25 protein-coding genes, 1 pseudogene and 1 riboswitch are annotated in these 26,414 nt (G+C 73.7%); of the genes and pseudogenes, 10 read left to right on the top strand and 16 right to left on the bottom strand.

Annotated features, from left to right (window positions below; translation table 11 throughout):
- Nucleotides 1–13 precede the first annotated feature (13 nt).
- The 4 genes from ETU37_RS13690 to ETU37_RS13675 all read left to right on the top strand — a co-directional run bounded on the left by ETU37_RS13690 (nt 14) and on the right by ETU37_RS13675 (nt 5,873).
- Nucleotides 14–481 carry a bifunctional nuclease family protein gene (locus ETU37_RS13690; protein WP_129987881.1) on the top strand — a complete coding sequence of 156 codons (468 nt, stop codon included), beginning with the start codon at nt 14–16 and terminating at the stop codon, nt 479–481.
- 344 nt (nt 482–825) lie between these two features.
- Nucleotides 826–1,347 carry a MerR family transcriptional regulator gene (locus ETU37_RS13685; RefSeq protein ID WP_240755738.1) on the top strand — a complete coding sequence of 174 codons (522 nt, stop codon included), beginning with the start codon at nt 826–828 and terminating at the stop codon, nt 1,345–1,347.
- Between the two features lie 116 nt (nt 1,348–1,463).
- Nucleotides 1,464–1,559: riboswitch (glycine riboswitch) on the top strand.
- 73 nt (nt 1,560–1,632) lie between these two features.
- The gene (gcvP, locus tag ETU37_RS13680; RefSeq protein ID WP_129987879.1) at nt 1,633–4,518 is read left to right on the top strand and encodes an aminomethyl-transferring glycine dehydrogenase; all 2,886 of its coding nucleotides are present in this window, start codon (nt 1,633–1,635) and stop codon (nt 4,516–4,518) included.
- Nucleotides 4,515–5,873 carry a serine hydrolase domain-containing protein gene (locus ETU37_RS13675; protein WP_240755723.1) on the top strand — a complete coding sequence of 453 codons (1,359 nt, stop codon included), beginning with the start codon at nt 4,515–4,517 and terminating at the stop codon, nt 5,871–5,873. The genes gcvP and ETU37_RS13675 overlap by 4 nt, the downstream gene beginning before the upstream one ends.
- Here the strand turns inward: ETU37_RS13675 and ETU37_RS13670 are convergent.
- The 6 genes from ETU37_RS13670 to fdhD form a co-directional block, all read right to left on the bottom strand.
- Nucleotides 5,857–7,239 (bottom strand): metallopeptidase TldD-related protein, encoded by a 1,383-nt coding sequence (locus ETU37_RS13670; protein WP_129987878.1) that lies wholly within the window; start codon nt 7,237–7,239, stop codon nt 5,857–5,859. The genes ETU37_RS13675 and ETU37_RS13670 overlap by 17 nt on opposite strands.
- The gene (locus tag ETU37_RS13665) at nt 7,236–8,777 is read right to left on the bottom strand and encodes a TldD/PmbA family protein (protein WP_129987877.1); all 1,542 of its coding nucleotides are present in this window, start codon (nt 8,775–8,777) and stop codon (nt 7,236–7,238) included. Before ETU37_RS13665 ends, ETU37_RS13670 begins: the two co-directional genes overlap by 4 nt.
- Before the next feature lie 64 nt (nt 8,778–8,841).
- Nucleotides 8,842–9,357 carry a phosphatase domain-containing protein gene (locus ETU37_RS13660; protein ID WP_206053919.1) on the bottom strand — a complete coding sequence of 172 codons (516 nt, stop codon included), beginning with the start codon at nt 9,355–9,357 and terminating at the stop codon, nt 8,842–8,844.
- Nucleotides 9,358–9,364: 7 nt separating this feature from the next.
- Nucleotides 9,365–12,412, bottom strand: coding sequence for an AAA family ATPase (locus ETU37_RS13655; RefSeq protein ID WP_129987876.1), 3,048 nt, complete (start codon nt 12,410–12,412; stop codon nt 9,365–9,367).
- A gap of 4 nt (nt 12,413–12,416) precedes the next feature.
- Nucleotides 12,417–13,613 (bottom strand): exonuclease SbcCD subunit D, encoded by a 1,197-nt coding sequence (locus tag ETU37_RS13650; protein WP_129987875.1) that lies wholly within the window; start codon nt 13,611–13,613, stop codon nt 12,417–12,419.
- Nucleotides 13,614–13,652: 39 nt separating this feature from the next.
- Entirely contained in the window at nt 13,653–14,519 is an 867-nt protein-coding gene (gene fdhD, locus ETU37_RS13645; RefSeq protein ID WP_129987874.1) for a formate dehydrogenase accessory sulfurtransferase FdhD, read from the bottom strand.
- 94 nt (nt 14,520–14,613) lie between these two features.
- Between fdhD and ETU37_RS13640 the strand changes: the two genes are divergently transcribed.
- From ETU37_RS13640 to ETU37_RS13625, 4 genes are read left to right on the top strand one after another with little or no spacing between them, the layout of a single operon-like run.
- Nucleotides 14,614–15,387, top strand: coding sequence for a phosphatase PAP2 family protein (locus tag ETU37_RS13640; protein ID WP_129987873.1), 774 nt, complete (start codon nt 14,614–14,616; stop codon nt 15,385–15,387).
- Nucleotides 15,388–15,404: 17 nt separating this feature from the next.
- A complete protein-coding gene (locus tag ETU37_RS13635) occupies nt 15,405–16,139 on the top strand; it encodes a hypothetical protein (RefSeq protein WP_129987872.1) in 735 nt (244 codons plus the stop codon).
- 24 nt (nt 16,140–16,163) lie between these two features.
- Complete coding sequence (locus tag ETU37_RS13630; protein WP_129987871.1) at nt 16,164–16,589, top strand: OsmC family protein; 426 nt, start codon at nt 16,164–16,166, stop codon at nt 16,587–16,589.
- A complete protein-coding gene (locus ETU37_RS13625) occupies nt 16,590–17,222 on the top strand; it encodes a GNAT family N-acetyltransferase (protein WP_129987870.1) in 633 nt (210 codons plus the stop codon).
- On the opposite strand, the gene ETU37_RS13620 is transcribed toward ETU37_RS13625, so the two are convergent.
- From ETU37_RS13620 to ETU37_RS13595, 6 genes and pseudogenes are all read right to left on the bottom strand, one after another.
- Nucleotides 17,108–17,797, bottom strand: a complete 690-nt coding sequence (locus ETU37_RS13620; protein WP_240755722.1) for an HAD family hydrolase — start codon at nt 17,795–17,797, stop codon at nt 17,108–17,110. The genes ETU37_RS13625 and ETU37_RS13620 overlap by 115 nt on opposite strands.
- Nucleotides 17,794–18,870, bottom strand: a complete 1,077-nt coding sequence (locus ETU37_RS13615) for an alanine racemase (protein WP_240755721.1) — start codon at nt 18,868–18,870, stop codon at nt 17,794–17,796. The genes ETU37_RS13620 and ETU37_RS13615 overlap by 4 nt, the downstream gene beginning before the upstream one ends.
- Before the next feature lie 51 nt (nt 18,871–18,921).
- A pseudogene (locus ETU37_RS13610) lies at nt 18,922–19,484 on the bottom strand (type 1 glutamine amidotransferase domain-containing protein).
- A 49-nt stretch (nt 19,485–19,533) separates the two neighbouring features.
- On the bottom strand, nt 19,534–20,106 hold the full coding sequence (locus tag ETU37_RS13605; protein WP_129987869.1) for a hypothetical protein: 573 nt from the start codon (nt 20,104–20,106) through the stop codon (nt 19,534–19,536).
- A gap of 5 nt (nt 20,107–20,111) precedes the next feature.
- The gene (locus ETU37_RS13600; protein ID WP_129987868.1) at nt 20,112–21,347 is read right to left on the bottom strand and encodes an MFS transporter; all 1,236 of its coding nucleotides are present in this window, start codon (nt 21,345–21,347) and stop codon (nt 20,112–20,114) included.
- A 17-nt stretch (nt 21,348–21,364) separates the two neighbouring features.
- Nucleotides 21,365–22,153 carry a class I SAM-dependent methyltransferase gene (locus tag ETU37_RS13595; RefSeq protein ID WP_129987867.1) on the bottom strand — a complete coding sequence of 263 codons (789 nt, stop codon included), beginning with the start codon at nt 22,151–22,153 and terminating at the stop codon, nt 21,365–21,367.
- Nucleotides 22,154–22,224: 71 nt separating this feature from the next.
- Between ETU37_RS13595 and ETU37_RS13590 the strand changes: the two genes are divergently transcribed.
- A complete protein-coding gene (locus tag ETU37_RS13590) occupies nt 22,225–22,908 on the top strand; it encodes a Clp protease N-terminal domain-containing protein (RefSeq protein ID WP_129987866.1) in 684 nt (227 codons plus the stop codon).
- A gap of 333 nt (nt 22,909–23,241) precedes the next feature.
- Here the strand turns inward: ETU37_RS13590 and ETU37_RS13585 are convergent, their stop codons facing one another.
- The 4 genes from ETU37_RS13585 to ETU37_RS13570 are packed head-to-tail and all read right to left on the bottom strand — an operon-like array spanning nt 23,242 to nt 25,884.
- Entirely contained in the window at nt 23,242–23,874 is a 633-nt protein-coding gene (locus ETU37_RS13585) for an HAD family hydrolase (protein ID WP_129987865.1), read from the bottom strand.
- 9 nt (nt 23,875–23,883) lie between these two features.
- Nucleotides 23,884–24,294 carry an MmcQ/YjbR family DNA-binding protein gene (locus tag ETU37_RS13580; protein WP_129987864.1) on the bottom strand — a complete coding sequence of 137 codons (411 nt, stop codon included), beginning with the start codon at nt 24,292–24,294 and terminating at the stop codon, nt 23,884–23,886.
- A complete protein-coding gene (locus ETU37_RS13575) occupies nt 24,291–24,815 on the bottom strand; it encodes a pyridoxamine 5'-phosphate oxidase family protein (protein ID WP_129987863.1) in 525 nt (174 codons plus the stop codon). Before ETU37_RS13575 ends, ETU37_RS13580 begins: the two co-directional genes overlap by 4 nt.
- A gap of 52 nt (nt 24,816–24,867) precedes the next feature.
- Nucleotides 24,868–25,884: a zinc-dependent alcohol dehydrogenase family protein gene (locus ETU37_RS13570; RefSeq protein WP_129987862.1), complete on the bottom strand. Its 1,017-nt coding sequence runs from the start codon at nt 25,882–25,884 to the stop codon at nt 24,868–24,870.
- Between the two features lie 48 nt (nt 25,885–25,932).
- Here ETU37_RS13570 and ETU37_RS13565 point away from each other — a divergent pair, with 48 nt between their 5' ends.
- Nucleotides 25,933–26,367 carry a hypothetical protein gene (locus ETU37_RS13565; RefSeq protein WP_129987861.1) on the top strand — a complete coding sequence of 145 codons (435 nt, stop codon included), beginning with the start codon at nt 25,933–25,935 and terminating at the stop codon, nt 26,365–26,367.
- Nucleotides 26,368–26,414 lie beyond the last annotated feature (47 nt).

Here is a 26,414-nt window from a genome sequence, read left to right as displayed (position 1 = left end):
GTACGCTGATCTCGTGCGTGAAGTCGATGTGATCGGTGTCCGCGTGGAGATGCCGTCCAACCAGCCCATCGTGCTGCTGCGCGAGGTGGCGGGGGACCGGTACCTCCCGATCTGGATCGGCGCGGTCGAGGCCACGGCGATCGCCTTCGCCCAGCAGGGCGTGGTGCCACCCCGGCCGTTGACGCACGACCTGATGAAGGACCTCCTCAGCGCGACCGGCAACGACCTCAGCGAGGTCCGCATCACCGAGATGAAGGACGGCATCTTCTACGCCCTCCTCGTCTTCGCGAGCGGTGTGGAGGTCAGCGCACGGCCGTCCGACTCGATCGCCCTGGCGCTGCGCACCGGCAGCAAGATCGTCTGCGCCGAGGACGTCCTCGACGAGGCCGGCCTCGAGGTTCCCGACGAGCAGGAGGACGAGGTCGAGAAGTTCCGCGAGTTCCTCGACCACGTCACGCCGGAGGACTTCGAGGCCCACTGAACCCGCATCCACGGCGGGCGGACCGGCACCGGCCGGTCGATGGTGGCCTTCGCGTCTCGGGTGGGGAGTAACCCTCTAGTTGAGGTTGAGGGTTGCGACACGCCGCCCCGAAGATGCCGGAGTTCGTTGACCACCCTCAACCCCAGGTTTACCTTGGGGAGTGTCTTCGCTGTAACTCCACCGTTGTTCTCCGCCGGGGAACGGACGGCTTCCCCCTCGGAGCGACAGGCAGAGCGAAGGAATGACGGAGGTCAACCGTGACAGGCAACGGCGACAAGGCCGCGCACGAGCGCGAGGCGGAGAGCGCGGCCGCCGAGGCCGCCCAGGCTGCGGACAGCCAGGGGCTGCTCTTCGACGACGACGTCTCGCCGCTGCCCAGCGACGCCGGCTACCGCGGCCCGACCGCGTGCAACGCCGCCGGGATCACCTACCGCCAGCTCGACTACTGGGCCCGCACCGGTCTCGTGGAGCCCAGCGTCCGCGGGGCGAGCGGCAGCGGCTCGCAGCGCCTCTACAGCTTCCGCGACATCCTGCTGCTCAAGGTCATCAAGCGGCTCCTCGACGCGGGCATCTCCCTGCAGCAGATCCGCACCGCCGTCCAGCACCTCCGCAAGCGTGGCACCGACGACCTCACCCGCGTGACGCTGATGAGCGACGGCGCGAGCGTCTACGAGTGCACCAGCAACGACGAGGTCATCGACCTGCTCCAGGGCGGTCAGGGTGTCTTCGGCATCGCGATCGGCGGTGTCTGGCGCGAGATCGAGGGGTCGCTCGCGGAGCTGCCCAGCGAGCGCACCGCCGAGGACCCCGATGGCCACGCCGAGGACGAGCTCGCCGCCCGGCGCCGCCGCCGCGAGGTCGGCTGACCGGCACCCTCCTAGCTTCCCTGCCTTCCGACTCCGGAGCCCCCGCGACCCACGGTCCCGGGGGCTCCTGCATGCCGGGACGACGCCGGGCCATGCGGTAGCGTTGACACCGCTGACGACACCGCGCGGGAGAGACTCCGCCACACGCAGCGGAGCGCCGAAGGGGCAAATCCTCCCCGGAACCTCTCAGGCGCCCGGACCGCGCGGGACAGGCAACTCTGGAGATCGGCCGCACCACGCGCGGGCGTCCCGACAGAGGGGGAGGGCGACCTGCACCGGCACCAGATGCGACCAGGAGCCCCCGTGTCCGACCACCCCAGCCTGTCCGAGCTCGACGACGCGCAGCCCTTCCGCGAGCGCCACATCGGTCCCGACGACGGCGGCCGCGCGACCATGCTCGCCGCGCTCGGCTTCGACAGCCTCGACGACCTCATGCGCGCCGCCGTCCCCGGCGGCATCCGGGCGTCGGCCGAGCTGGACCTCCCGGCCGCCGCGTCGGAGGAGCAGGCCGCCCGCGAGCTCCGCGCTCTCGCCGCGCGCAACACGCCGCGGGAGCCGATGATCGGTCTCGGCTACCACGGCACCACCACGCCGCCGGTCGTGCGGCGCAACGTGCTCGAGGACCCGAGCTGGTACACCGCGTACACGCCGTACCAGCCGGAGATCTCCCAGGGCCGCCTCGAGGCGCTGCTGAACTTCCAGACCATGGTCGGCGACCTCACCGGGCTGCCCACTGCCAACGCGTCGCTGCTCGACGAGGGCACCGCCGCCGCCGAGGCGATGACCCTGGTACGCCGCGGCAACCGGAGCGCCGACGGGCCGTTCGTCGTCGACGCCAACGCGCTGCCGCAGACGATCGCCGTCGTCGAGACCCGGGCGGCTGCGCTCGGCATCGAGGTCGTGGTCGCCGACCTCGGCGACGGGCTGCCGGAGGGACCGCTGTCCGGCGTGCTGGTGCAGTACCCGGGCGCCGACGGCGCGATCCTCGACCCGCGCCCGGTCGTCGAGGCCGCACACGAGCGCAACGCGCTCGCGGTGGTCGCGGCCGACCTGCTCGCCTTGACCCTGCTCGAGTCCCCGGGCGAGCTCGGCGCCGACGTCGTGGTCGGCAGCACCCAGCGCTTCGGTGTGCCGCTGTTCTACGGCGGCCCGCACGCCGGCTACATGGCCGTCCGCGCCGGCCTCGAGAGGCACCTGCCCGGCCGTCTCGTCGGCGTGTCCGTCGACGCCGAGGGCCGTCCCGCCTACCGCCTCGCGCTGCAGACCCGCGAGCAGCACATCCGCCGCGACAAGGCCACCTCCAACATCTGCACCGCGCAGGTGCTGCTGGCCGTCGTCGCGTCCATGTACGCCGTCTACCACGGCCCCGAGGGCCTCCGCGCGATCGCGCGGCGCACCCACCGCTACGCCGCCGTCCTGGCCGCCGCGCTCCGCGAGGGCGGGGTCGAGGTGACGCACGAGGCGTTCTTCGACACCGTCACCGCCCGCGTGCCGGGCCGGGCCGACGCCGTCGTCTCCGCCGCCCGGGAGGCGGGCCTCCACCTGCGCCTCGTCGACGCCGACACCGTGGGGATCAGCACCTCCGAGACGACCCGCCGCCCGCACCTCGACGCCGTGCTCGCGGCGTTCGGCGTGGACGCCGACGTCGACGACCTCGACGCCCGGGTGGGGGAGGACCTCCCGGCCGGTCTGCTCCGGCAGACGCCGTACCTCACGCACGAGGTGTTCAGCAGCCACCACTCCGAGACCGCGATGCTGCGCTACCTGCGCCGGCTCTCGGCCCGCGACTACGCGCTCGACCGCGGCATGATCCCGCTCGGCTCGTGCACGATGAAGCTCAACGCCACCACCGAGATGGAGCCGGTGAGCCTGCCGGGCTTCGCCGACCTGCACCCGTTCGCGCCCGCCGAGGACGCCGAGGGCTACACCGCGATGATCGAGGAGCTCGAGGGCTGGCTCGCCGAGGTCACCGGCTACGACCGGGTGTCGGTGCAGCCCAACGCCGGCTCGCAGGGCGAGCTCGCCGGCCTGCTCGCGATCCGCGGCTACCACCGCGCGCAGGGCGACGACCAGCGCGACGTCTGCCTGATCCCGTCGTCCGCCCACGGCACCAACGCCGCGTCGGCCGTCATGGCCGGGATGCGGGTGGTCGTGGTCAAGGCCGCCGCCGACGGCTCGGTCGACCTCGACGACCTGACCGCCCAGTGCGAGAAGCACGCCGAGGACCTCGCCGCGATCATGGTGACCTACCCGTCGACGCACGGCGCCTACGAGGACGGCATCACCGAGCTGTGCAAGATCGTCCACGACCACGGCGGCCAGGTGTACGTGGACGGCGCGAACCTCAACGCCCTGCTCGGGCACGCCAAGCCCGGCGAGTTCGGCGGCGACGTGTCGCACCTCAACCTGCACAAGACGTTCTGCATCCCGCACGGCGGCGGCGGTCCCGGTGTCGGCCCGGTCGCGGTCCGCACGCACCTCGCGCCGTACCTCCCCAGCCACCCGATGCACCCCGACGCCGACCGCCGCGACGGGATCGGCCCGATCAGCGCCGCGCCGCACGGCTCGGCCGGCATCCTGCCGATCTCGTGGGCCTACGTGCGGATGATGGGCGGCGCCGGCCTCACCGACGCGACGTCCGTCGCGGTGCTCAGCGCCAACTACGTCGCCAAGCGGCTCGGCGAGCACTACCCGGTGCTCTACAAGGGCCACAACGACCTCGTCGCGCACGAGTGCATCCTCGACGTCCGCGGGCTCACCAAGACCTCCGGCGTGACGGTGGACGACGTCGCCAAGCGGCTCATCGACTACGGCTTCCACGCCCCGACGATGAGCTTCCCCGTCGCGGGCACGCTCATGGTCGAGCCGACCGAGTCGGAGGACCTGCGCGAGCTGGACCGCTTCTGCGACGCGATGATCGCGATCCGCCAGGAGATCGACCGGGTCGAGGCGGGCGAGTGGAGCCCGGAGGACTCGCCGCTGCGCGGTGCCCCGCACACCCCGCGCGCGCTCGTCGGTGCGTGGGACCGCGCCTACAGCCGCGAGCTGGCGGTGTTCCCGACCGGCTACGACCCCGACAAGTACTGGCCGCCCGTGGCCCGCGTCGACCAGGCGTACGGCGACCGCAACCTGGTCTGCGCCTGCCCGTCGCCGGAGGCCTTCGCGGAGTGAGCTCCTCAGAGACCGTCTCGGACCTCACCGCCCGCCGGCTGCACCTCCTCCTCGCGAAGGACCAGGTCGCGGGACGGCTCCCGTCGGTCGTCGGCGGTGTCGTCCGTGACGGCGAGCTCGTCTGGCACGGCTCGCACGCCGCCGCCGGGTTCGCCACCGGCCCCGAGGTGCAGTACCGCATCGGCTCGATCACCAAGACGCTCGTCGCCGTGCTCGTGCTGCAGCTGCGCGACCAAAGTCGGCTCGACCTCAACGACCGGCTCGACGCGCACCTGCCCGGCGTGCGGTACGGCGACCGCACGATCCGGTCGCTGCTCTCGCACTCGTCCGGCATGCACTCCGAGCCGGCCGGGGAGTGGTGGGAGCGCACGCCGGGCGGCTCGTTCGACGACCTGGCCGAGCACCTCGCGGACGTGCCGCCGGCGTTCCCGGCCGGCGCGACGTTCCACTACACCAACGTCGCCTTCGGCCTGCTCGGCGAGCTGGTCGCGCGGCTCACGGGCAGGCCGTGGTTCGACGCGGTGCGCGAGCGGCTGCTCGCGCCGCTGGGCATGACGCGCACGACGTACCTCCCGGAGCCGCCGCACGCCGACGGCTGGAGCGTCCACCACTTCGCCGGCACGCTCGACCCCGAGCCGAGCCACGACGCCGGCGCGATGGCACCGGCCGGTCAGGTCTGGAGCACCGTCGAGGACCTGGCCCGGTACGCGGCGTTCCTGGTCGCCGGGCACCCCGACGTGCTGTCGCCGGCCACGCTCGAGGAGATGAGCACGCCGCAGTCGGGCAGCCTGGCCGGCGCGCTCGCGGGCGGTTACGGCCTGGGCTTCCGGCTGGTGTCCGGCGGCAGCGGGCTGCTGCACGGCCACACCGGCTCGATGCCTGGCTTCCTGGCCGGCCTGTTCGTCGACCGCAAGCGCCGCACCGGGGCGGTCGTGCTCGCCAACGGCACCGCCGGCCTGCGCGCCGAGGGACTGCCCGTGGACCTGCTCAACACGCTCGAGGAGCTCGAGCCGACCGTTCCCCAAGCCTGGCAGCCCGTCACCGAGGTGCCGGAGGAGGTCCGGGAGGTGCTGGGTGTCTGGCACTGGGGCAACACGGCCTTCGCGTTCGCGTGGGACGGCAGCCACGTGGTCGCCGGCGGCCTGCAGTCCGGGCTGGAGAGCTACCGCTTCGCGCTGCGCGACGGCGTGCTCGTCGGCACCAGTGGCTACCACCACGGCGAGACGCTGCAGGTCGGCCGCGCCGCCGACGGCACGGTGACCCACCTGGTGTGCGCCACGTTCGTCTACACCCGGGTGCCCTACGACCCGGCCGCACCGGTGCCGGGCGGCCTGCCCGCTACTGGGCCTGGCTGACCGTGCTCATGTTGAAGTCCGGCACGCGCAGCGCCGGGGTCGCGGTGCGCGGGAAGTAGTCGCCCCACTCGCGCGAGAAGCTCGGCACGGTCGCGGACGCCTGCGAGAACCGGTCGAGCAGGCCGACCGGGCTCTCGTTGAACCGGAAGTTGTTCACCGCGCCGGTCACCTCGCCGTTCTCGACGAGGTACACGCCGTCGCGGGTCAGGCCGGTGAGCAGCAGCGTCTGCGGGTCGACCTCGCGGATGTACCAGAGGCAGGTCACCAGCAGGCCGCGGTCCATCCCGGCGACGAGGTCGTCGGTCGTGCCCTCGGCGCCGTCGACCTCGACGACCAGGTTGTCGACGTACGGCGTGACCGGCTGCTCGGTGATCCCGGCGGAGTGCCGGGTCTGGAGCAGGGCGGCGAGCTTGCCGTCGCGCACCCAGTCGGTGCGGTCGAGCGGCAGCCCGTTGTCGAAGACGCTCTCGAGGTTGCTGCTGGACGAGGCGGTGACGAAGGTGCCGGCGCCGAGGCCGGGGTAGGCCGGATCGGAGTAGACCTGCACCGGCTTCGAGGACAGCGCGTCGCCGATGCGGGTGCCGCCGCCGCGCCGCGAGAACACCGTCTGGCCGTCATGCGCCTCGCGCGCGCCGGCGGTCCAGTAGGCGTAGATCATCAGGTCGCTCACCGCCGTCGGCGGCAGCACCGTGTCGTAGCGGCCGGCGGGCAGGTCGACGCGGCGCTCGGCCCAGCCGAGCCGGCGGACCAGCTCGGCCTCCATCGCGCCGGCGTCGACGTCGGTGAAGTCGCGGGTCGCGCCGCCCACCCAGGCGCTGCTGGTGAGGTCGGCGTTCTTGCCGGTGCAGCCCCAGTGCCCGGTGGGCTGGACGTGCCGGAGCCGGAGGCCGGTGCTGGAGCCGAGGTACGTCGTGGTCACGTCGTGGTCGACGAAGCCGTAGAGCACCCGACCCTCGGCGTCGGCGCGGCCGAACGCCTCGCCGAGCGCGGGGGCGAAGTCGGAGTACACGTCGATCGAGGTGCTGCCGGGCGTGTCGTCCCAGTCGGCGGCCGCGTCGCCGTCGACGAGCGTCTGGGCGTCCTCCGCCGGGCCGCTCGCCGCCGCGGCGGCGTCGGCCGCCTCGACGATCCGGGTGACCTGCTCGGACGAGGCGGCGCTCGCGGTGACCGAGCCGGTCGCCGTACCCTCGCCGCCGTCCTTGAAGGCGACCACCGTCACGCTGACGCCGTGCATCACGCCGTTGGTCGTGAGGGTGTTGTTGGCCCAGCGCAGGTTGGCGCTGGTGGAGTCCTGGACGATCGCGATGCAGTGGTCGGACGTCGAGGTCTTGAGGGCGTGCTCGACGAGCTTCTGCGGGGTGCTCATGCTGCTCCCTCGGCGGTGGTGTTGAGGACGTTGACGTCGCGGAACAGGGCGGTGGGGCAGCCGTGCGAGACGGCGGCGACCTGGCCGGGCTGGGCCTTGCCGCAGTTGAACGCGCCGCCGAGCTCCCAGGTCTGCGGGCCGCCGACCGCCTCCATCGATCCCCAGAACTCGGTGGTGGTGGCCTGGTAGGCGACGTCGCGGAGCTGGCCGGCGAGCCTGCCGTTCTCGATCTTGTAGAACCGCTGCCCGGTGAACTGGAAGTTGTAGCGCTGCATGTCGATCGACCACGACTTGTCGCCGACGACGTAGATGCCGCGCTCGACGTCACCGATCAGCCCGTCGGTGTCCGGGCCGTCGCTGGCGGGTTGCAGGGAGACGTTGGCCATCCGCTGGATCGGGATGTGCCCGGGGGAGTCGGCGTAGGCGCAGCCGTTGGACCGGCCGCCGTTGAGCTCGGCCCCGTGGTCGCGGGCCATCGCCCGGTCGAGCTGGTAGCCGACGAGGACACCGTCCTTGACGATGTCCCAGCTCTGCGTCTGCACGCCCTCGTCGTCGTAGCCGATCGTGGCGAGCCCGTGATCGACGGTGCGGTCGCCGGTGACGTGCATGACGGGGGAGCCGTACCGGAGGGTGTTGAGCTTGTCGATCGTGGCGAACGACGTCCCGGCGTAGTTGGCCTCGTAGCCGAGCGCGCGGTCGAGCTCGGTCGCGTGGCCGATCGACTCGTGGATGGTCAGCCACAGGTTGGACGGGTGGATGACGAGGTCGTAGCGGCCGGCGTCGACCGAGGGCGCCTTGAGCTTCTCGGCGAGCAGCTCGGGCAGCTGCGCGATCTCGGCGTCCCAGTCGTGCAGCCCGCCGAGCATGTACTCCCAGCCGCGGCCGACGGGCGGCGCGATGGTGCGCATCGAGTCGAACGCGCCGGTCGCCTCGTCGGAGCCGAACGCCTCGAGCTCGGGCAGCATCCGGACCCGCTGCTGGGTGGTCGTGGTGCCGGCGAGGTCGGTGTAGAACTTGTTCTCCAGCACCTGCCGGAGCTCGCCGCTGGAGTGCGCGACTCCAGGAGCGTCGTACAGCCGACGGGAGAGGTCGCTGAGCAGCGCGACCTTGTCGGCCAGGGGTACGGCGAGCGGGTCGACGTCGTAGGCGCTGACCCAGGTGACGTCGGCGTGCACCGGCTCCGGGGCGAGCGCCACCGGGCGGGAGGTCATCGCCGCGGCGACCTGGGCGGTCTGCAGCGCGGTCTCGGCGACCTGGACGGCCGAGTCGGGGGTGAGCACCACGCCCGAGGCGAAGCCCCAGGCGCCGTTGAGGATGACGCGCACGGCGAAGCCGATGTCCTCGCGGTCGGAGGCGCCCTGGAGCCGTCCGTCGCGGACCCGGATGTCCTGGTAGCGGACCCGCTCGAAGCGGAAGTCTGCGTGGTCGACGTGGAAGTCCTGGCAGCGGGCGAGTGCTGCCTCCGCCATCTTCCGGTAGGGCAGAGCGGTGAACGTCGGGTCGATCTCGGCGTCCTGAGGCGTGGACGTGCTCGTCATGGGTCGAACCTACCGAGAGGGGTCTGGACCACCCCGCACCTGGGTCCCCGGCGAGGCGCGGGCCTCACGTCTCGCCGTCGACCTCCTGCGCCTCGAGCAGGGTGGGCGCCTCGCCCATCCAGGTCGCGGGCAGCACGTCGAACCCGGCCGCCCGCGCCGCGTCGCACACGAGCGGGTCGTCGTCGACGAGGACGGCGATCTCCCGGTCGCGGCTGAGCTCGCGCAGGGCGGCCACCTTCAGCTCCCGGGCGGGCCGGTGGTCGCCCCAGGGCCGGAGGTGGACCGGACCCTCGGGGAGCTCGTGCCGGGCGAGCCAGGCCTCGGTGTCGTCGCGGCAGTACTCCGGGCGGCCCGAGAGGTAGACCACCTCGTGCACGCCGGCGAGCGCCTCGACCACGCGCCGGCCCTCGTCGAGCACCGGGTCCTGCGGGGCGGCGCCGAAGAACCGGCGCCAGTCCTTCGGCCGCGACTCGACGTACCGCAGTCGGTGCCGGACGTCGGCGACGACGCCGTCGAGGTCGACGACCGCGAGCATGCGCGGGGGAGGGGGAGGGGTGCTTCCGGTCGGGGTGCGCGGCACCGGACCATCATCCGACGAGGGCGTGGGCACGGATCGAGGACCCTGCCGGGGTCTTGTCGACGTGGAGCTGGACGGGGATGCGGCTGCGCAGCTCGGTGACGTGGCTGACCACCCCGACGGTGCGGCCACCGGCGCGCAGCCCGTCGAGCCGGTCCATCACGTCGTCGAGGGTGTCGGCGTCGAGCGTGCCGAACCCCTCGTCGACGAACAGCGTCTCGATCTCCGTGCCGCCGGCCTCGTGGGTGACCACGTCGGCGAGGCCGAGCGCCAGCGACAGCGAGACCACGAACGTCTCGCCTCCGCTGAGCGTGGCGGGGTCGCGCACGTCGCCCGTCCACTGGTCGACGACCTCGAGCCCGAGCCCGGCCTGCGACCCGCGTCGGGCGGCGCGGCCGGTGCGCTGGAGGAGGTAGCGCTGGTCGCGGAGGTGTGACAGCCGTTCGTTGGCGGCGTCGAGCACCTGGTCGAGCCGGGTGGCCAGGACGTAGGACGACAAGCGCATCTGCAGCTGGTTGTCACCGCCGAGGCCACGCACGAGGCGCGACATGGACTCGGCGAGGAGGAACTCGTCGCGGGCGGGTGCCCAGTCGGTCAGGGCGGCGTCGAGCCGATCGACCAGGCTTCGGACCGAGGTCAGCCGCTGCTCGGCCAGGTGGAACACCCGGGTCGCCGCCTCCGCCGTCTCCTGCGCGGACCGGGCGGAGGCAGCCAGGTCGTCAAGGTCGTCGAGGCCGTCGAGCGTCTCGAGCTCGTCGAGCCCCTCGAGCGGTGCGTCCTCGGACGCGACGACGAGAGCGGCGACGGCGGGCTCGTCGAGCACCGACCGGGCGGCGGCCTCGCGGCGGGCGTGGTCGGCCAGCAGCTCCTCGTGGTCGCGGTGCCGGGCGTCGGTCAGGACCGCCGAACGTACGTCGTCGAGGTCGGCGAACCCCTCGGCGGTGGACGCCTCGACGGCGGAGGCGCGGACCTCGTCGACGCGGCTCGCCGCTCCGGCCGCCGCCTCGGCGGTGTCGTGGGCGGCCCCGGCGGCGGCGAGGTCGGTGCGCAGCCGCTCCACCAGTCGCGGCAGGTCGGACGCGTCGAGCCCCGGGTCGGGCCACGCCTCGGCCAGGTGCGTCTCGGCCCGGACGGCCCGGCCCTCGTCGGCGCGCAGGGTCTCGGCGAGCTCGGCCGCCCGGACGTCGTGGGCGCGCAGGGCCCGCTCGGCCTCGGCGAGCCTCTGCTCGACGCACACCAGGTCCTTCGCGAGGGCCTCGGCGCGGGCTGCGGACTCCTCGGCCGTCGCGAGCTCGCCGCGCAGTCGTTCCACCTCCGCGTCCCAGGTGGCGGCGTCGCGACCGGCAGCCAGCTCGCGCAGCGAGGCGACCTGGCGGTCGGCGTCGGCGGCGCGCGCGACGAGGTCGGCGTGGGCGGCCTGCGCGACGTCGAAGGCGGCGCCCGCGGCCTCCTGCTCGTCCGCCGTGACGCTCGCCTGATCGCTCGACGCCGGGTCGGGGTGCTCGGTCGCGCCGCACACCAGGCACGCCCGGCCGTCCTCGAGCCGACCGGCCAGCTCGGCCGCGATCCCGTCGAGCCGGCGCTGGACGAGGTCCTGCATGTGGTCGCGCGTGTCGGCGGCCAGGTCGCGCGCGTCGCGGGCCCGGTCGGCCAGCGTCGCCGCGGTGGCTTCGGCGGCCGGCAGGTCGGCGGCCGCACGGGCGCGCTGGCGCGTCGAGGCGAGCTGCAGCCGGAGAGCCTCGCCGCGGCCTGCCTCCTCGCGGGCCGCGTCGAGGGCGCGGCGCAGGCGGTCGCGCTCGCCGGGGAGTGCCTCGTGCGCCGTCGCCGCGCGGACCCGCGCGGCCTCGGCCTCGGCCAGCCGTCGGCGGGTGGCGCCCACGGCGTCGGTCGCGGCGGTGTGCTCGTCGAGCAGCGGGGTGAGCCGCTGCGTGCGGGTGACCTGCTCGCGCAACTCGGCCACGGTGTCGGCCCAGGCCGGCTCAGGGGCCAGGTCGCGGGCGCGGGCGGCCTCGGCCGATCGGGTGGCCGTGGCCGTCGCCTGGGTCGACTCACGCTGGGCGCGCTCGAGGACGGCCAGGGCCGGGAGGACGCGGACGGCGCGACAGTGGCCGTCGAGCGCAGCGGTGGCGGCGGTGACCGCGTCGACCTCCGCCTCCAACCGGCTCAGCTGTGCCTGCGCCTCGTCGCGACGGGCCCGGGCCGCCGCCCGCTCGCGGGCCCGGTCGAGGCGGCTCGCGGCCGCGGCGGCGGCCGCCGCGGCCTGGTCGTGGCCGGCCCGGGCGGCGACGTCGAGGCCGGCCGCGTCGTCCAGGCGCTCGTGTGCCCAGACGCTGACCTCGCCGCTGCCGGCAGCGGCGAGCAGACGGTCGGGGGAGAGGTGCTCGGGTGGTTCGACGGCGGCTCGCTCGGCGAGCGTGTCGACCAGCCGCTGCACGGTCGACTGCCCGTCGGCGGCCGCGTCGCGTCGCTGCCGGCTGTGGTCGGCGACCCAGTCCTCGATGCGCGAGAACCGGTCGGTGTGGAAGAGCCGCTGCAGCACGTCGTGCCGGTCCTGCGAGGAGGCCTGCAGGAACCGCTGGAACTCGCCCTGCGGCAGCATCGCGACCTGCTGGAACTGTGCGGCCTGCATGCCGACCAGGTCGGAGACGAGCTGGCCGACCTCCGCGGCGCGGTGGCTGAGCAGGTCCTCGCCGTCGGCGCGCACCTCGGCGATCGACGCGCGGGCCTTCTCGGTCGCGGTGCCCTCGCCGCGCCGCTTGGGGCGGGTCCACTCCGGCGAGCGGCGTACGACGAAGCGGCGGTCGCGCACGCTGAAGTCGAGCACCACCTCGGGCCGGGCCTCGTCGGCGGCGTGCTGGGACTTCAGCGCCTTGACGCCGCGGACGCCCGGCACCTGACCGTAGAGCGCGAAGCAGACGGCGTCGAGGATGCTGGTCTTGCCCGCGCCGGTGGCGCCGGAGAGCAGGAAGAGGCCGGCGTCGTTGAGGGCGTCGAAGTCGACGCGCTCGGTGCCGGGGAACGGCCCGAACGCCGTCACCTCGAGGTCGTGGAGGCGCACCGCGTCACCCGGTCCCGCGGACCTCGACGAACCCGTCGGCGTCGCGGTCGTCGTTGATGCGGCAGGAGTCGCAGGCGAGCTGGAGCAGCAGCGCCTCCTCGGTGGTGGCCTCCAGGTCGCGCACCTCGGCGACGAAACCGAGGGCGACGTCGAGGTCGGAGCGGCCGTCGACGCGGGGCAGCACCGGGCCACGGGCGCGGGGTGCTCCCTCGGGCTCGAAGGCGAGCAGCAGCGCGTGCGGGAACCGCGAGCGCAGCCGCTCCATCGCGTGCAGCGGACGGCGCGCGTCGGTGAGCGTGGCCTGCACCCAGGCGTCCTCGGCGTCGGCGAGCACCGGGTCGCGGAGCAGGTCGTCGAGCCGGCCGCGCACGCTGCGCAGGCGACGCGGCACCGGCGCCTCGACGAAGTCGGCGCGCTCGACCCCGTCACGACCGATCTCGACGAGCCAGCAGCCCTTGGTGTGGCGGGCCTCGGAGAACGAGTAGGCGAGTGGCGAGCCGCTGTAGCGGACGGCGTCGCTCAGCGTGTGGCGGCCGTGGAGGTGGCCCAGCGCGGTGTAGTCGACGCCGGCGAACAGGCTGGTCGGCGCGAGCTGGACGCCGCCGACGGAGATGTCGCGCTCGCTGTCGCTGGCCATCGCCGGGGCAGCGTCCGGGTCGCCGGCGACGAACGCGTGGGCCATCACGACCGAGCGGGTGCCGGGCCGGGTGTCGAGGTCGGCCCGGACGCGGCGCATCGCCTCGGTCAGGGCCGCCTCGTGGCTGCGGGCCGTGAGCTGCCAGGGTCCGCGGACGGCGTCGGGCTCGAGGTAGGGCAGGCCGTAGACGGCGACGGGTCCGTGCGCGTCGTCGAGGAGCACCGGCGTGCCGACGTCCTGGTGGCGGGTGCGCAGGTGCACGCCGGCGGCGTCGGCCAGGCGGGCGTTGAACCCGAGCCGGACGTGGGAGTCGTGGTTGCCGCTGGTGACGACCACCTGGGCGCGCGAGGCGGCGAGGCGCGCGAACGTCTCGTCGGCGAGCTCGACGGCGTCGACGGGAGGCAGCGCGCGGTCGTAGACGTCGCCCGAGACGACGACGAGGTCGACCTGCTCCTGCTCGACCGTCGCCAGCAGGTGGTCGACGAAGACCGCCTGGGCATCGAGCAGCCCCACCCGGTGGAAGGACCGTCCCAGGTGCCAGTCGGAGGTGTGCAGGACTCTCATCGCCACGAACGCTAATCGGGCACGCCGACAGTCCCCGGTTCACACGCCGAGCCGCTCCGGGGCGCTGTAGACGACGAACCGTTCGGGGTCGACGAACCCCACCGTGCACAGGCCGGCGCGACGGGCCAGGTCGACGGCGAGGCTGGACGGGGCGCCCACCGCGGCGAGCAGTCCGACGCCGGCGGCGACGGCCTTCTGGACGATCTCGAAGCCGATGCGGCCGCTCACCGCCAGCACGGGTACGGCGGTCGTCGCACCCGCCAGCAGCCGGGCACCGACGACCTTGTCGACCGCGTTGTGCCGGCCGATGTCCTCGCGCACCACGAGCGGCTCACCGTGGGCGGTGAACAGTCCGGCGGCGTGCAGGCCGCCCGTCGTGTCGAAGACGCGCTGCGCCTCGCGGAGCCGGTCGGGCAGGCCGTGGACGACGGCGCGGTCGACGGGCGGCGGTGTCGCGGCATGGTCGCGGGTCGGGAACGACGCCACCAGCGCGAGGACGTCGTCGATGCTCTCGGTGCCGCAGACCCCGCACGCCGAGGACGCGCCGGCGAGCCCGCCGTACCGCACCGCGGGGTGCCGGAGCGGGGGACCGGCGAGGTCCACCGTCACGACGTTGAACTCCTGCTCGGGCGTGAGGTTCGTGTCGGTGCAGTAGGCCACGGTGTGCAGATGCTCCTGCCCGCCCACGACGCCCTCGGCGAACAAGAAGCCCGCGGCCAGCTCGAAGTCCTGCCCCGGTGTGCGCATCGTCACGGCGACCCGGTGCCCGTCGACGCCGGGCCAGGAGCAGCGGATCTCGAGCGGCTCCTCGGTGGCGAGCCGGTCCTCGCGCACGACCGCGCCGCCGTTGCGCACCTCGCGCACGCGCGTGCGCACCGACGGTCCGGGGCGTCGGGGAGGGCTCATGTGGAAACCCTATATTTGGGGAGGACGGCGAGGCAGGAGTCTCGGGGTGCTGCGGACCGGCCGGGCACAGTCCACAGGTGCGAACGGAGGCGGAGTGCGCAGGCTGGGCAGGCGGGATGCGAGCGGCCCGGACGTCCCGGGTCCGCACGAGGGCTGGACGAGCGAGGCGTCGTCGGCGCTCGCGCTCGCGGGCTTCCTCGGCCTGGTGTTCACCGGCTTCACCCTGCTGGTCATGGGCCGGCTGATGGCGCTCGACCAGTACTTCAACCTCGCCCCGCCGCCGTCCGGCTGGGTCCCCGTGCTCCACCTGCTCGACCGCGTCGGGCAGCGGGCGATCTGCCTGCCGATCCTGGCGGTCGTGGTGTGGGTGTGCTGCCGCAAGGAGCGCTCCTGGCGGCCTGCGGTGATCGCCGTCGGGGCGGTGCTCTTGCTCAACCTCGTCGTGGGGATCCTCAAGCTCGCGCTGGGCCGAGGGCAGCCCGCACCTGCCGACCCGTCGTTCTTCATCGGCGGCATGGCGTACCCGTCGGGCCACACCGCCAACATCGTGCTGGTCTACGGGCTCGCCGTGTACCTCCTCGGCCGCTACTACCGGGTCAGCCGTGGTGAGTACGCCGTGCTGTGGTCGGCCGTCGCCGGCCTGTCGGTGATGATGGTGGTCGTGTCGCTGTCGCTGAACTGGCACTGGTTCGCTGACCTGATCGCCGGGCTCATCGTGGGCGGGATGATGCTGGAGCTCACGGTCGCTGCCGACGCGGCCCTGCCCGAGGACGCGTTCGCGCACGGGCTGCGCGCCTTCCTGCGCGACAGCCTCGCCGCGGTGCGGCGGGTCACCTCGAGCCTGGCCCGACGGAACCCACTGCTCTGACGATGCGTCCCATCGGCATGCGACGCCTTCTCGTGGTGCTGGCCCTGGTGCCGTCGGTCGCGCTGGCCGGATGCGGGTCCCGGACGGGCGGGTCCGACGACGGTGCCGCGGACGGGTCCGGTACGCCGACGGGTGCGCCCGGGCAGGCGTGGGGCGACTGCACCGAGGAGGCGTTCGCGGCCGCGGGTTCGCCGGCCACGACGCTGCGGCACGACGGCTGGGGGGCGGACATGCAGCTCAAGCTGCCGTCGGACGGGCCCTGCGCCGGCGCCCTGGTCGCGTCCGGTCCCGGCGGGGTCGTCGGCGTCGACGTCGGCTCCGACGAGCTCGACGGCAGCACCATCTCGGTGCTCGACGCGGGACCGCTGGGCGGCGGCGTGCTCGTGCGGGTCGACGGCGGGATGCACCCGCGCGGCGGCTTCCAGCCGCACCTGTACCTGGTGGGTCCCGACGCGATGCGTGAGGTCACGGTGAACGGACATCCGGTCGTCCCGTTCGTCGCCACCGACGGCGGCATGGCACCCCTGGCGGTGCGGTGCGGCGACGACACGGTCGAGGTGCTCAGCGCCACGACGGCCGAACCGCCGGGCGTGATGCTGGCCTGGGACGTGCAGCGCACCACGTACACGCTCTCGATCGACGGGTCGCAGGAGCAGGGCTCGGCCTCGCTGGAGGAGGACGTCGCGGACCCGCTGCTGCGCCGCGACATGCCCGAGCTGTTCGACCCCGCCCGGCTGTTCACGGGCTGCTGACCGCGCTGTGGCAGAGTTCCCGCCATGACCGACGGGAGCGGACGCAGCGTCGAGATCACCCGGCTGGCCCTGGGCCGCTACGAGGCGGTGAACCCGCGCGGCGGCACGCTGCGGTTCGGGTCGGGCGGTGACAGCGACGAGTTCAGCCCGGTCGAGCTGCTGCTGACCGCCATCGCCGGGTGCACGGCGGCGGACGTCGACTACATCACCGTCAAGCGCGCGGAGCCGACGACGTTCCGGGTGCAGGTGCGCGGCGACAAGGTGCGCGACGAGACCGGCAACCGCATGGAGGACCTGGCGGTGACGATCGAGATCGCCTTCCCCGAGGGCGAGGCGGGCGACGCCGCGCGGGAGGTGCTGCCGAGCGCCGTCGAGCGATCGCACGACCGGCTCTGCACGGTGAGCCGCACGGTCGAGCGCGGCACCCCGGTCTCGGTGGAGGTGGTCTGAGTGGACTTCGGCGGCTACCGCGCGGAGACCGAGCGACTGCTGCTGCGCCCGTACTCCCTCGACGACTACGACGCGTTCCACGACCTGCACGGTCGCGACGACGTGGCGCGGTACCTGCCGTGGGAGACGCGGGACGCCGAGGCGTCGCGCAAGGCGCTCGACCGGCACCAGACCGCGGTCCTGGAGAAGGACGACGACGGCATGACGCTGGCGGGCTTCGACAAGGAGTCCGGCCGGCTGGTGGGGGAGTTCGTGCTGTTCCTGCGGAGCGTGGAGCACCGCGGTGGCGAGGTCGGCTACGTGCTGCACCCGGACTTCTGGGGCCGGGGCCTGGCCACCGAGGGTGCGCGGGCGATGCTCGAGATCGGTTTCGACCTGCTGGGCATGCACCGGGTCATCGCGCGCATCGACGCCCGCAACACCGGCTCGGCCGCGGTGCTCGAACGGCTCGGCATGCGCCGCGAGGCGCTGCTGGTGAAGAACGAGTGGTTCAAGGGGGAGTGGGGCGACGAGGCGGACTACGCGCTGCTGGACGAGGAGTGGGAGAAGATCGCGACCAGGTCGATCATCTCGTCGAACAGCACCGCCCCGGCGGCCGCGAGCGCGTCGGGAGCGGACAGCCCGCCGGCGTAGCCGTAGACCTGCATCCCCGCGGCGACGCCCGCCCGGACGCCGTGCACGCTGTCCTCGATGACCGCGCAGCGCGCCGGGTCGGTCCCCATCCGCTCGGCCGCGTGCAGGAAGAGGTCGGGTGCGGGCTTGCCGTGCGCGACCTCGGTGGCGCTGAAGATCCGCCCGTCGAACCGGTCCCGGAGCCCGGTCAGCCCGAGGGTGAGGGCCATCCGTTCGTGGCTGCCGCTCGACGCGACGCAGGTGCGGACGCCGGCGTCGTGGAGGTGGTCGACGAGGTCCGCGACCCCGGGGACGGCGACCAGGTCGGTCTCAAACGCGGCGTGCACCTCGGCGGTGGTCAGATCGTCGAAGCGGGCCGCGGTCTCGGGGCCGAGGCGCGCGGCGACGTCGGCGATCTGCGCGGCCGACGTACCTCCCATCCAGCGGGCGACGACCTCGGCGGCGTCCATCGGCCAACCGAGCTCGGTGAGCACGCGGGCCTCGACGCCGACGGTGAGCCGTTCGCTGTCGACGAGCACGCCGTCGCAGTCGAACATGACCAGGTCGGGGCGGTGGCCCTGGGCCGACGGGCTCACGTGTTGGCTCCTCGCGCGGCGACCTCCCAGGTGTCGACGACGCGGCCGTCCTGGACGACGACGAGCCGGTCGACGAGGTTGACGGCGTTGCAGACGTGGTTGGGTACGACGCGCAGGTGGCTGCCCAGCGGCGGCAGCGGGCCGGTGAAGCCGTCGACGACCGCGTGGTGCTCCGAGAGCTGCACGATCCGGGCGTCGGGGTGGTCGAGCAGCCGCCCGTGGCCGGTGGCCCACGCCGAGCGGTCCGCCCCGATGACCTTGCTGCCGGAGTCGAGGACGGCGCGGCCACCGGCGTGGCTGACCACGGTGGCCCAGCAGCTGAGCGCGATCCGGTCGGGTGTGGTGGTGCCGAGCTCCCACTGCTGGGCGTCGCCGAAGACGTAGACGCCGGGCCGCAGCTCGGTGAGCACGCCGGCGGAGGTGGCCTGCGCGCTGGGCGTCGAGCCGCCGCTGACGACCGGGGCGTCGATGCCTCGACGGCGCAGCGCGGCCGCGGCCCGGCCGAGCGCGTCGGACTCCTGACCGGCCACGTCGGCCTGGGCGCCGGGGGAGTAGGAGTGCCCCGGGAAGGTGAAGACGCCGTCGACGACCAGACCCGCGTGCTCGGCGGCCTCGGCGACGTCGCCGGCCTCCTCCGGGGCGACACCGCTGCGATGGTGCCCGCTGTCGACCTCGACCCGGACGCGGAGCCGGCCGCGGTCGTCGCCGAGCTGGGCGGCGAGCCGGCGCGAACCCTCGGCCGAGTCGACACCGAGGGTCAGCGCGGTGCGGCCGAGCAGCTCACGGATGCGGCAGGTCCGGTCGTGGTCCAGCCAGAGCGGGTAGGCCACGAACAGGTCGGTGTGGCCGGCGTCCGCGAACACCTCGGCCTCCGAGACCGTGGCGACGGTGAGCCCGACCGCGCCCGCCGCCCGTTGCAGGTCGGCGATCCGCGGCGTCTTGTGGGTCTTGGCGTGCGGGCGCAGCGCGAGGTCCTCCGTGGCGGCGTACGACGCCATGTCGGCGACGTTGCGCTGCAGCAGGTCGATGTCGACGACGAGGGTGGGGGTGGGCAGGTCGTGGAGGTCGGTCACAGGCCGACCGGGATGCGGCTCGACATGCCGCGAACCTACTGGACGGCGTCGTCAGGACGCGGCGGCGTCCCCGTGCTGGAGCGACTCGACCAGCGCCGAGACGAACGCCGGGAGGTCGTCGGGGTTGCGGCTGGTGATGAGGTTGCCGTCGACGACGACCTTCTCGTCGGTCCAGGTGCCGCCAGCGTTGGTGATGTCGGTGCGCAGGCTCGGCCAGCTGGTCAGCGTGCGGCCCTTCAGCACGTCGGCCTCGACGAGCGTCCACGGCGCGTGGCAGATCGCGGCGAGCGGCTTGCCGGAGGCGAGGAAGTCGCGGGTGAACCCGACCGCGCCCTCGTCGAGGCGGAGCGCGTCGGGTTTGCGACGCCGCCGGGCAGGACCAGCGCGGCGTACTCGTCGACGTTCGCATCGGCGACGGTCACGTCGACGGCCTGCTTGTCGGACCTGTCGAGGTGGTCGAAGGTCTGCACCTCGCCGGCCTCGGGGGAGACCAGGACCGGCTCGAAACCCGCGTCGGCGACGGCCTTCCACGGCTCGGTCAGCTCGACGCGCTCGATGCCTTCGGAGGCCACGAGGAACGCGACCTTGCGGGTGTCGTTCGTGGTGGTGGTCATGCGGCGCCCGTACCCAGGGCCTCGGCGGCCATTCACCGGGTGAGCCGTCTCACCCGCGGCCCTCGGCCTCCTGCTGCTCGTCGATCCGCTTCTTCATCCGGCTGATGCCCGGGATCTGGCTGAGCATCTCGTTGAGCTCGCGGGAGACGTCGAGCAGGTCGTGCAGGTCGGGCGCGACCGAGCCGAGGCTGTCGAGGACCGGCACGATGTCGGTCTCCATCTTGTGCGCGAGGTTGGGCAGGTGGTCGATCAGCTCGACGAGCGCGTCGACCTCGTGCGGGTCCGTCGTCTCGGCGAGCCGGTCGAGGGTGGGCTGCAGCCGGGTGAGCGGAGGCTCCAGCCGGTCGAGCAGCGCGGCCAGCCGCTGGTTGAGCGGCTCCACCGAGGTGACCAGCGCGTCCGCCCGGCCGACGGTGGCGTCGGTGCGCGCGACGACCTCGTCCGCGCCCTGACGCGTGCCCTCGATGCGGTCGAGCAGGCCGCCGACCCGGCCGAGGAGGTCCTCGGCCTGGTCGAGCAGGGAGAGCAGGCGGGGTACGGCGCCGAGCACGGTCTCGAGCGCGTCACCACCCCGCTCGACGAGCTGGAGGAGGTCGCGGGGACCGGGCACGGGCAGGCGCATGCGGGTCACGCTAGCCGTCGGTCGGCAGCGGCCTCGCCAGGAGAGGTCGGACCGGTCGGGCCAGGTGCGGTCGGGCCGGGCGGCGACGTGGGCGCGGTGGCTTTCGCCAGCAGGGCTCCGGCGATCCCGGCGACGGCCGCCACGACGATCGCCTGCAGCACCCCGAGGTGGTCGGCGAGCAGGCCGACGAGCGGCGGTCCGCCGAGGAAGGCCGCATAGCCGATGGAGCTGACCACCGCGACCCGGGCCGCGGCGCGGTGCTCGTCGTCGGCCGCGGCGCTCATGCCGAGCGGGAAGCCGAGCGAGGCGCCGATGCCCCACAGCACCGCCCCGACCATCGCGCCGGGGAGGCCGGGGGAGAGCACGACGACGGCCACCCCGGCGGTGACGAGGAGCCCGGTGACCCGCAGCGTGCCGACGCGTCCGACCCGTTCGACCACCGAGCCGCCGAACAGCCGCCCGACGGTCATCGCGGACACGAACAGCGCGTAGCCGAACGCCGCGAGCGACTCGCCCGCGTCGTGCCCGTCGACGAGCGCGAGTGCCACCCAGTCGTTGGCGATGCCCTCGGACAGCGCGAACGCCAGCACGACGAGCCCGATCATCAGGGTGCGTGGCTCGCGCCAGGCGACCAGCGCGCTCGGCTTCGGCTCCGCGTGCGGGTCCTCCTCGGGCACCGGCGTGAACCAGCGGGTCACCAGCGGTACGACGGCGAGCACGACGAATGCGGTGCCGATCAGCTGGTACGGCAGGTCGATCCCGACCCGGGCGGCGGCCGCGCCCAGGAGCGCGCCGGTCACGGTGCCCGCGCTGAAGCCGGCGTGGAAGCGCGGCATGATCGTGCGGCCCAGCCGGCGCTCCACGTCGGCGGCCTCGACGTTCATCGCGACGTCCCAGGTCGACGTCCCGATGCCGTAGACGACCATCCCCGCCGCGACGAGCGGGATCGCGACGGTCACCAGCCCGGCGGACATGACGAGCAGCCCCAGGGTGACCACCGCCGCCATTGTGGCGACCGTGCGGGCCGGGCCGAGCCGGTGCACGACGACGCCGGAGATCGGCAGCGCGATCGCCGTACCGGCGGAGAGGCACAGCAGCAGCAGGCCGACCTGGCCCGGGGTGAGGGAGAGCGTGTCGCGGATCGCCGGGACACGAGACACCCACGACGCGAACGCCAGGCCGTTGAGGACGAAGACGCCGGAGACGGCGACCTTGGCGGCCTGGGTGTGGGTGCTGCTCACGGGACGACCCTACGGAGTCACACGCGGGCGAGGATCTCCCCGTGCAGGAGCGAGATCCAGCCGTCGTCGGCGGCCGCCCAGGTGCGCCAGGCGTCGGCCATCCGGTCGAGGTCGTCCCGGGTCGCTGCGCCGGTGTTCAGTGCCTGGGTCGCGATCGCGGAGCCCGTGACGCGGTCGGCCCACATGCCGCCCCACCACGCCCGGTCCTCGGGCGTCGCGAAGCACCACGTCGACGACGACGCCGTCACCTCCTCGAACCCGGCCGCCCGGGCCCACGACAGCAGCCTCCGGCCGGCGTCGGGCGTGCCGCCGTTGGCGCTTGCGAGGCCGACGTACAGCTCGAGCCAGGCGGTGAGCCCGTCGCGCGCCGGGAACCACGCAAACGCCGGGTAGTCGCTGTCGCGGGCGGCGACCAGACCGCCGGGCTTGGTGACGCGGCGCATCTCGCGCAGCGCCAGCACCGGGTCGGCGACGTGCTGCAGAACCTGGTGGGCGTGCACCACGTCGAACGTGTCGTCGGGGAAGCCGAGGGCGTGCACGTCGGCGACGGCGTACCGGACGTTCGCCGCGTCCCCGACGCCGGCGCGGGTCAGGTCGAGCGTCGCCTCGTCCACCTCGGTGGCGGTGACCGTCGCGACCCGGCCCGCGAGGTCGGCGGTGATCGTGCCCGGCCCGGCGCCGACATCGAGCAGGTGCAGGTCGGGGGCGAGGTGCGGGAGCAGGTACGCCGCGGAGTTCTCCGCGGTGCGCCACCGGTGGGAGCGCAGCACGGACTCGTCGTGCCCGTGGGTGTAGTCGGCTGCCATGGAGCGACCGTAGCCCGCGGGGCCGTCAACTCACTCTTGACGACCAGGTGCCGTCAAGTCATCCTTGACACATGGTCAACGTGTCGCTCGAAGAGCTCGTCGCGCAGGTCGAGACGTCGGCGCCACAGGGGAGCGCGCTGCGGTTGCTGTCCCTGGCGGTGCTCGGCTCGCGGGAGCTGACCGAGGCCGCCGACGACCTGGTGGGGCACTTCGTGGAGAGGGCTCGCGCCGAGGGGGCGTCGTGGTCGGAGATCGGCGCGGCGATGGGGGTGAGCAAGCAGGCCGCCCAGCAGCGCGCTCAGTCGCGCGCCGACGAACCCGACCAGGGTGACCTGGAGGGGTACGACGCCGACGTCCGGACGGCCGTGCGGATCGCCCAGGAGCGGGCGCGCGCGCACCGGCACCACTACGTCGGCACCGAGCACCTGCTCGTGGGCGTGCTGGCGCTGCCGCCGGGACGCGTCGCCGCGGCGGTCGGCCTCACCGCCGACGCCGCGATGGACGCCGCGCTGGAGATCGTCGGCGAGGGAGCCCTGGACGTCACCCGGACGCCCGGGCTCACGGCCCGGGCGCTGAAGGTCATGCAGATCGCCGTCCGCGAGGCCCGGCACCTGGGCAGCGACGAGGTCGCGCCGGCGCACGTGCTGCTGGCACTCGTCCGCGAAGGCCGTGGCGTCGCCGCCCAGGTGCTCGACGAGCAGCTCGGCAGTCTCGACCGGGTGCGCGAAGCAGCGGCCGACCTGCTCAACGGATAGCAGGGACAGCGGGGAGGGCGGCCCAGGGCGGTCCGTTCCGGAATCCACGGTAGTTGACATAATGTCGCTTATCGGCGAACTACGCAGGAGGCGGCGACTCCGGAGAAGGGGCTGCCCTGAGCCCCTCGAAACCTCCGCCGATGCTCCCTGCACCTGCCGGCATCCTCCCTGCGGCGTTCCCACGACAGCACCGACGCTTTGACGACGTCGCCCGACGAGCGCCAGCCGACGCCAGCACCGGAGGCCACCAGTCACGCGCGCAGGGCCCGGACCTCGGGCCGACTGCCGCTCTCTCCGTCCTCAGTGACCACACTCCGGCGGGGTTGACATAACTCAGGCCTCCCCGTCCAGCAGCTCGCGCAGCCACGCGATCGACTGGTGCGTGTTGTCGTGCACCATCGCGTGCCACCCGTGGGTCTGCGCGGCGGCGACGTTGGTGGCACTGTCGTCGAGGAAGGCGACCTCGTCCGGCCGGACGCCGAGCCGCTCCGTGGTGAGCGCGTAGATGGCCGGGTCGGGCTTGGCCAGGCCGACCTCGTGCGAGTACACGAGCACGTCGACCTGGTCCGGGAAGCCGTAGCGGCGGCCTTCCTCGCGACGAGCCCCGTCCATGGAGTTCGACAAGATCCCGAGGCGGACGCCGCGTTCGCGCAGCGAGAGCCAGAACTCGTGCAGCGGCACGTCGAGCTCGCCGCAGTAGCCGTCCCACATCTCCGCCATCATCGCGGCCGCCTGCTCGTCGCTCAGCCCGAGCGCGGCGGCGTACGCCGTTCGGAAGTCGGCCTCCGACGCCGCGCCCGTGACCAGGTCGCCGACGGGCTCGTGCCTGGCCAGCGCGGTGTCCAGCCCGTCGAGGTCGAGCCCGGCCTCGCCGGCCCAGCGCTCGGCCCACCGGGTCGGCCAGGCGTCGTCTCCCACGCGTTCGAGCACGTCGCCCAGGTCCATCACCACCGCACGCACCACCATCCGGCGACCCTAGCCGGGTGGCGACGGCAGCGGTCCGAACTGCTCCTCGTAGGCCTTCTGCGCGCGCTTGGGCGCCGTGCGCCACCAGCTGTCGAGCAGCAGCTCTCGCACGACGGCGTCGTCGGCGCGGGCCAGGCGCACCAGCACGCCCGGGTAGCCGTCGTAGTGCGGCACGGTGAAGAACTGCTCGGGGTCGTCGGCGAGCAGCGCCGCCTTCTCGCCCAGGTCGCCGACGCCGACCATCAGCACCTCGCCGTACGGCGCCCCGGTGAGGTCGTCGACGTCGTCGGCCATCTCGCCGCGCAGCCGGGCGAAGAGCTTCTTGTTGACGCGCAGCGCGGGGAAGCCGCCGTACGACGGCGTGCTCGTCGTCTCCGGCCAGGCCAGCACCACCTGCTCCAGCTCGTCCCAGGTGGTCACCGGTCGAGGCCCCGCTCGGCCATCAGCTCCGCGCGCTTCCAGGCGTAGCCGACCATCCAGTGCGGCATGTAGCGGTACAGCACGATCTCGTCGCCCCACGACAGCGGCGAGCTGCCGTAGTGGCCGGTCCAGTACGCCAGCGTCTCGTCCCACTCCGGGTCGTCCTCGGCCAGCGGCTCGACGCGTCCGTGGCTGAACACGGCCAGCTTCTCGTTGTCGACGTGCGCGACGCTGACGTCCGGCCGTGCCTTCATGTGCCGGGCCTTGGCCGCGGTGCCGCTGGTGCTGAACGACCAGGTGGCGTGCAGGAAGTGGCCGTCGACGGCGCTGACCCGCGGGTGCCCCTCGGCGGTCACGGTGGCCAGCGACAGCACCCGCATGCCGGTGAGCAGGGCGACGAGGTCGTCGGCCCTGAGCACCCGGTCGCCGTGGATGATCGCGCGGAGGTGCTCGGTCGCCTGCGCGTGCGAGCGGTCGAGCAGGTCCTGCAGCCGGGTGATCTCGTCGGGCGTCTCCCTCATGGGCGCGACGCTACGCCGGTACGCCGCCGGACGGCTTGACCTTCCTTGCGGCTCAGGGCCGCAGCAGCACCTTGATCGCGCGACGCTCGTCCATGGCGCGGTAGCCGTCGGCGACCTCGTCCAGCGGCAGGGTCAGGTCGAAGACCAGCCCCGGGTCGATGCGGCCGGACAGCACCCGGTCGAGCAGGTCCGGGAGGTACGTGCGCACCGGGGCCATCCCGCCGGCGAGGCCGATGTTCTTGCCGAACATCCGCCGGACCGGCAGCTCGATGCCGTGCGGCACGCCGACGAAGCCGACCGTCGAGCCGGGCCGGGCGACCTTGAACGCCGTCTGGATCGCCGGGTCGTTGCCGACGCACTCGAGCACGGCGTCGGCGCCGACGCCGTCGGTCAGGTCGAGGACGGCCTGCTCCCCCTCCTCGCCGCGCTCGGCGACGATGTGCGTGGCGCCGAACTGCTCGGCGATCTTCTGCCGCGGCTCGTGCCGCGACATCGCGACGACGCGCTCGGCCCCGAGCTCGACGGCGGCGAGGACACCGCACAGCCCGACGGCGCCGTCCCCGACGACGACCGCGGTGGAGCCCTCCGTGACTCCGGCCGCGACGGCCGCGTGCCAGCCGGTGGCCATCACGTCGGAGAGCGTCAGCAGCGACGGGATCAGCGAGTCGTCGGGCATCCCGTCGGTCTTCACCAGCGAGCCGTCAGCCTGGTGCACCAGGGAGTACTCCGCCTGGCCGCTGCTGGTGAACCCCTGGTGCCGGCAGGCCGACGTCATCCCGGCCGCGCAGTGCGGGCAAGTGTTGTCGCAGTGCACGAACGGCACGATCACGAAGTCACCGGGCCGGAAGGACCGCACGTCGGCGCCGACCTCCTCGATAACGCCGACGCACTCGTGGCCGATCGTCGCGCCGGCGTCGATCGGGTTCTCGCCGCGGTAGGGCCACAGGTCGGAGCCGCAGATGCATCCGGCCAGGACCTTCACCACGGCCTGGTGCGGCGCGGTGATCGTCGGTGCGGGGCGCTCCTCGAGACGGATGTCGCCGGGAGCGTGGATCGTCGTTGCGCGCATGGCGCCGATCCTGCCACCGGGCGGTGAGCACGCGGCACACTGGTGCCCATGGGGGTCCGGTCCGCGCTGTACGTCGTCGTGCGCGGCCTGGTCGTGGCGGGTGCGTGGCTCCTTGTGGCGTGGCAGTTCGCGGGCCCTCGCAGCGACGACGCCGGCGGCCTGTACGTGCTGGTCCCCCTCGTCGGGCTGCTGTCGCTGGCGTGGGGCGTGGTCGACGGCGTGCTCGCCGGGCGACCGGGCGGTGCCGACGGGCTGCTCGCCATCGCCACCCGCTGGTTCGGCAGCGTCGTGGTCGCGGCGCTGGTGGTGGCGACGTTCGCCCCCACGCCGGACGCATCGCTCGACCTCGCCGGGATCGTCAACGCCGGCGGGTTCGCGGCCCTGCTCCTGCCCCTGTGCCTGGTGCCGGCCGTGCTCGGGGGCGGGCTCGGCATCGGTGCCCACAGCGCGGTGCGCCGGCTCCTCTCCCCCGGCTCGGGCTAGCGTGACGAAGGTCCCGCCGCGCCTGCGTTGACCTATCTCATATCTGA

Origin of the sequence: Nocardioides iriomotensis, from assembly GCF_004168035.1 — a bacterium.
GTDB lineage: Bacteria > Actinomycetota > Actinomycetes > Propionibacteriales > Nocardioidaceae > Nocardioides_B > Nocardioides_B iriomotensis.
This window is presented reverse-complemented; position numbering and strand designations above follow the sequence as displayed.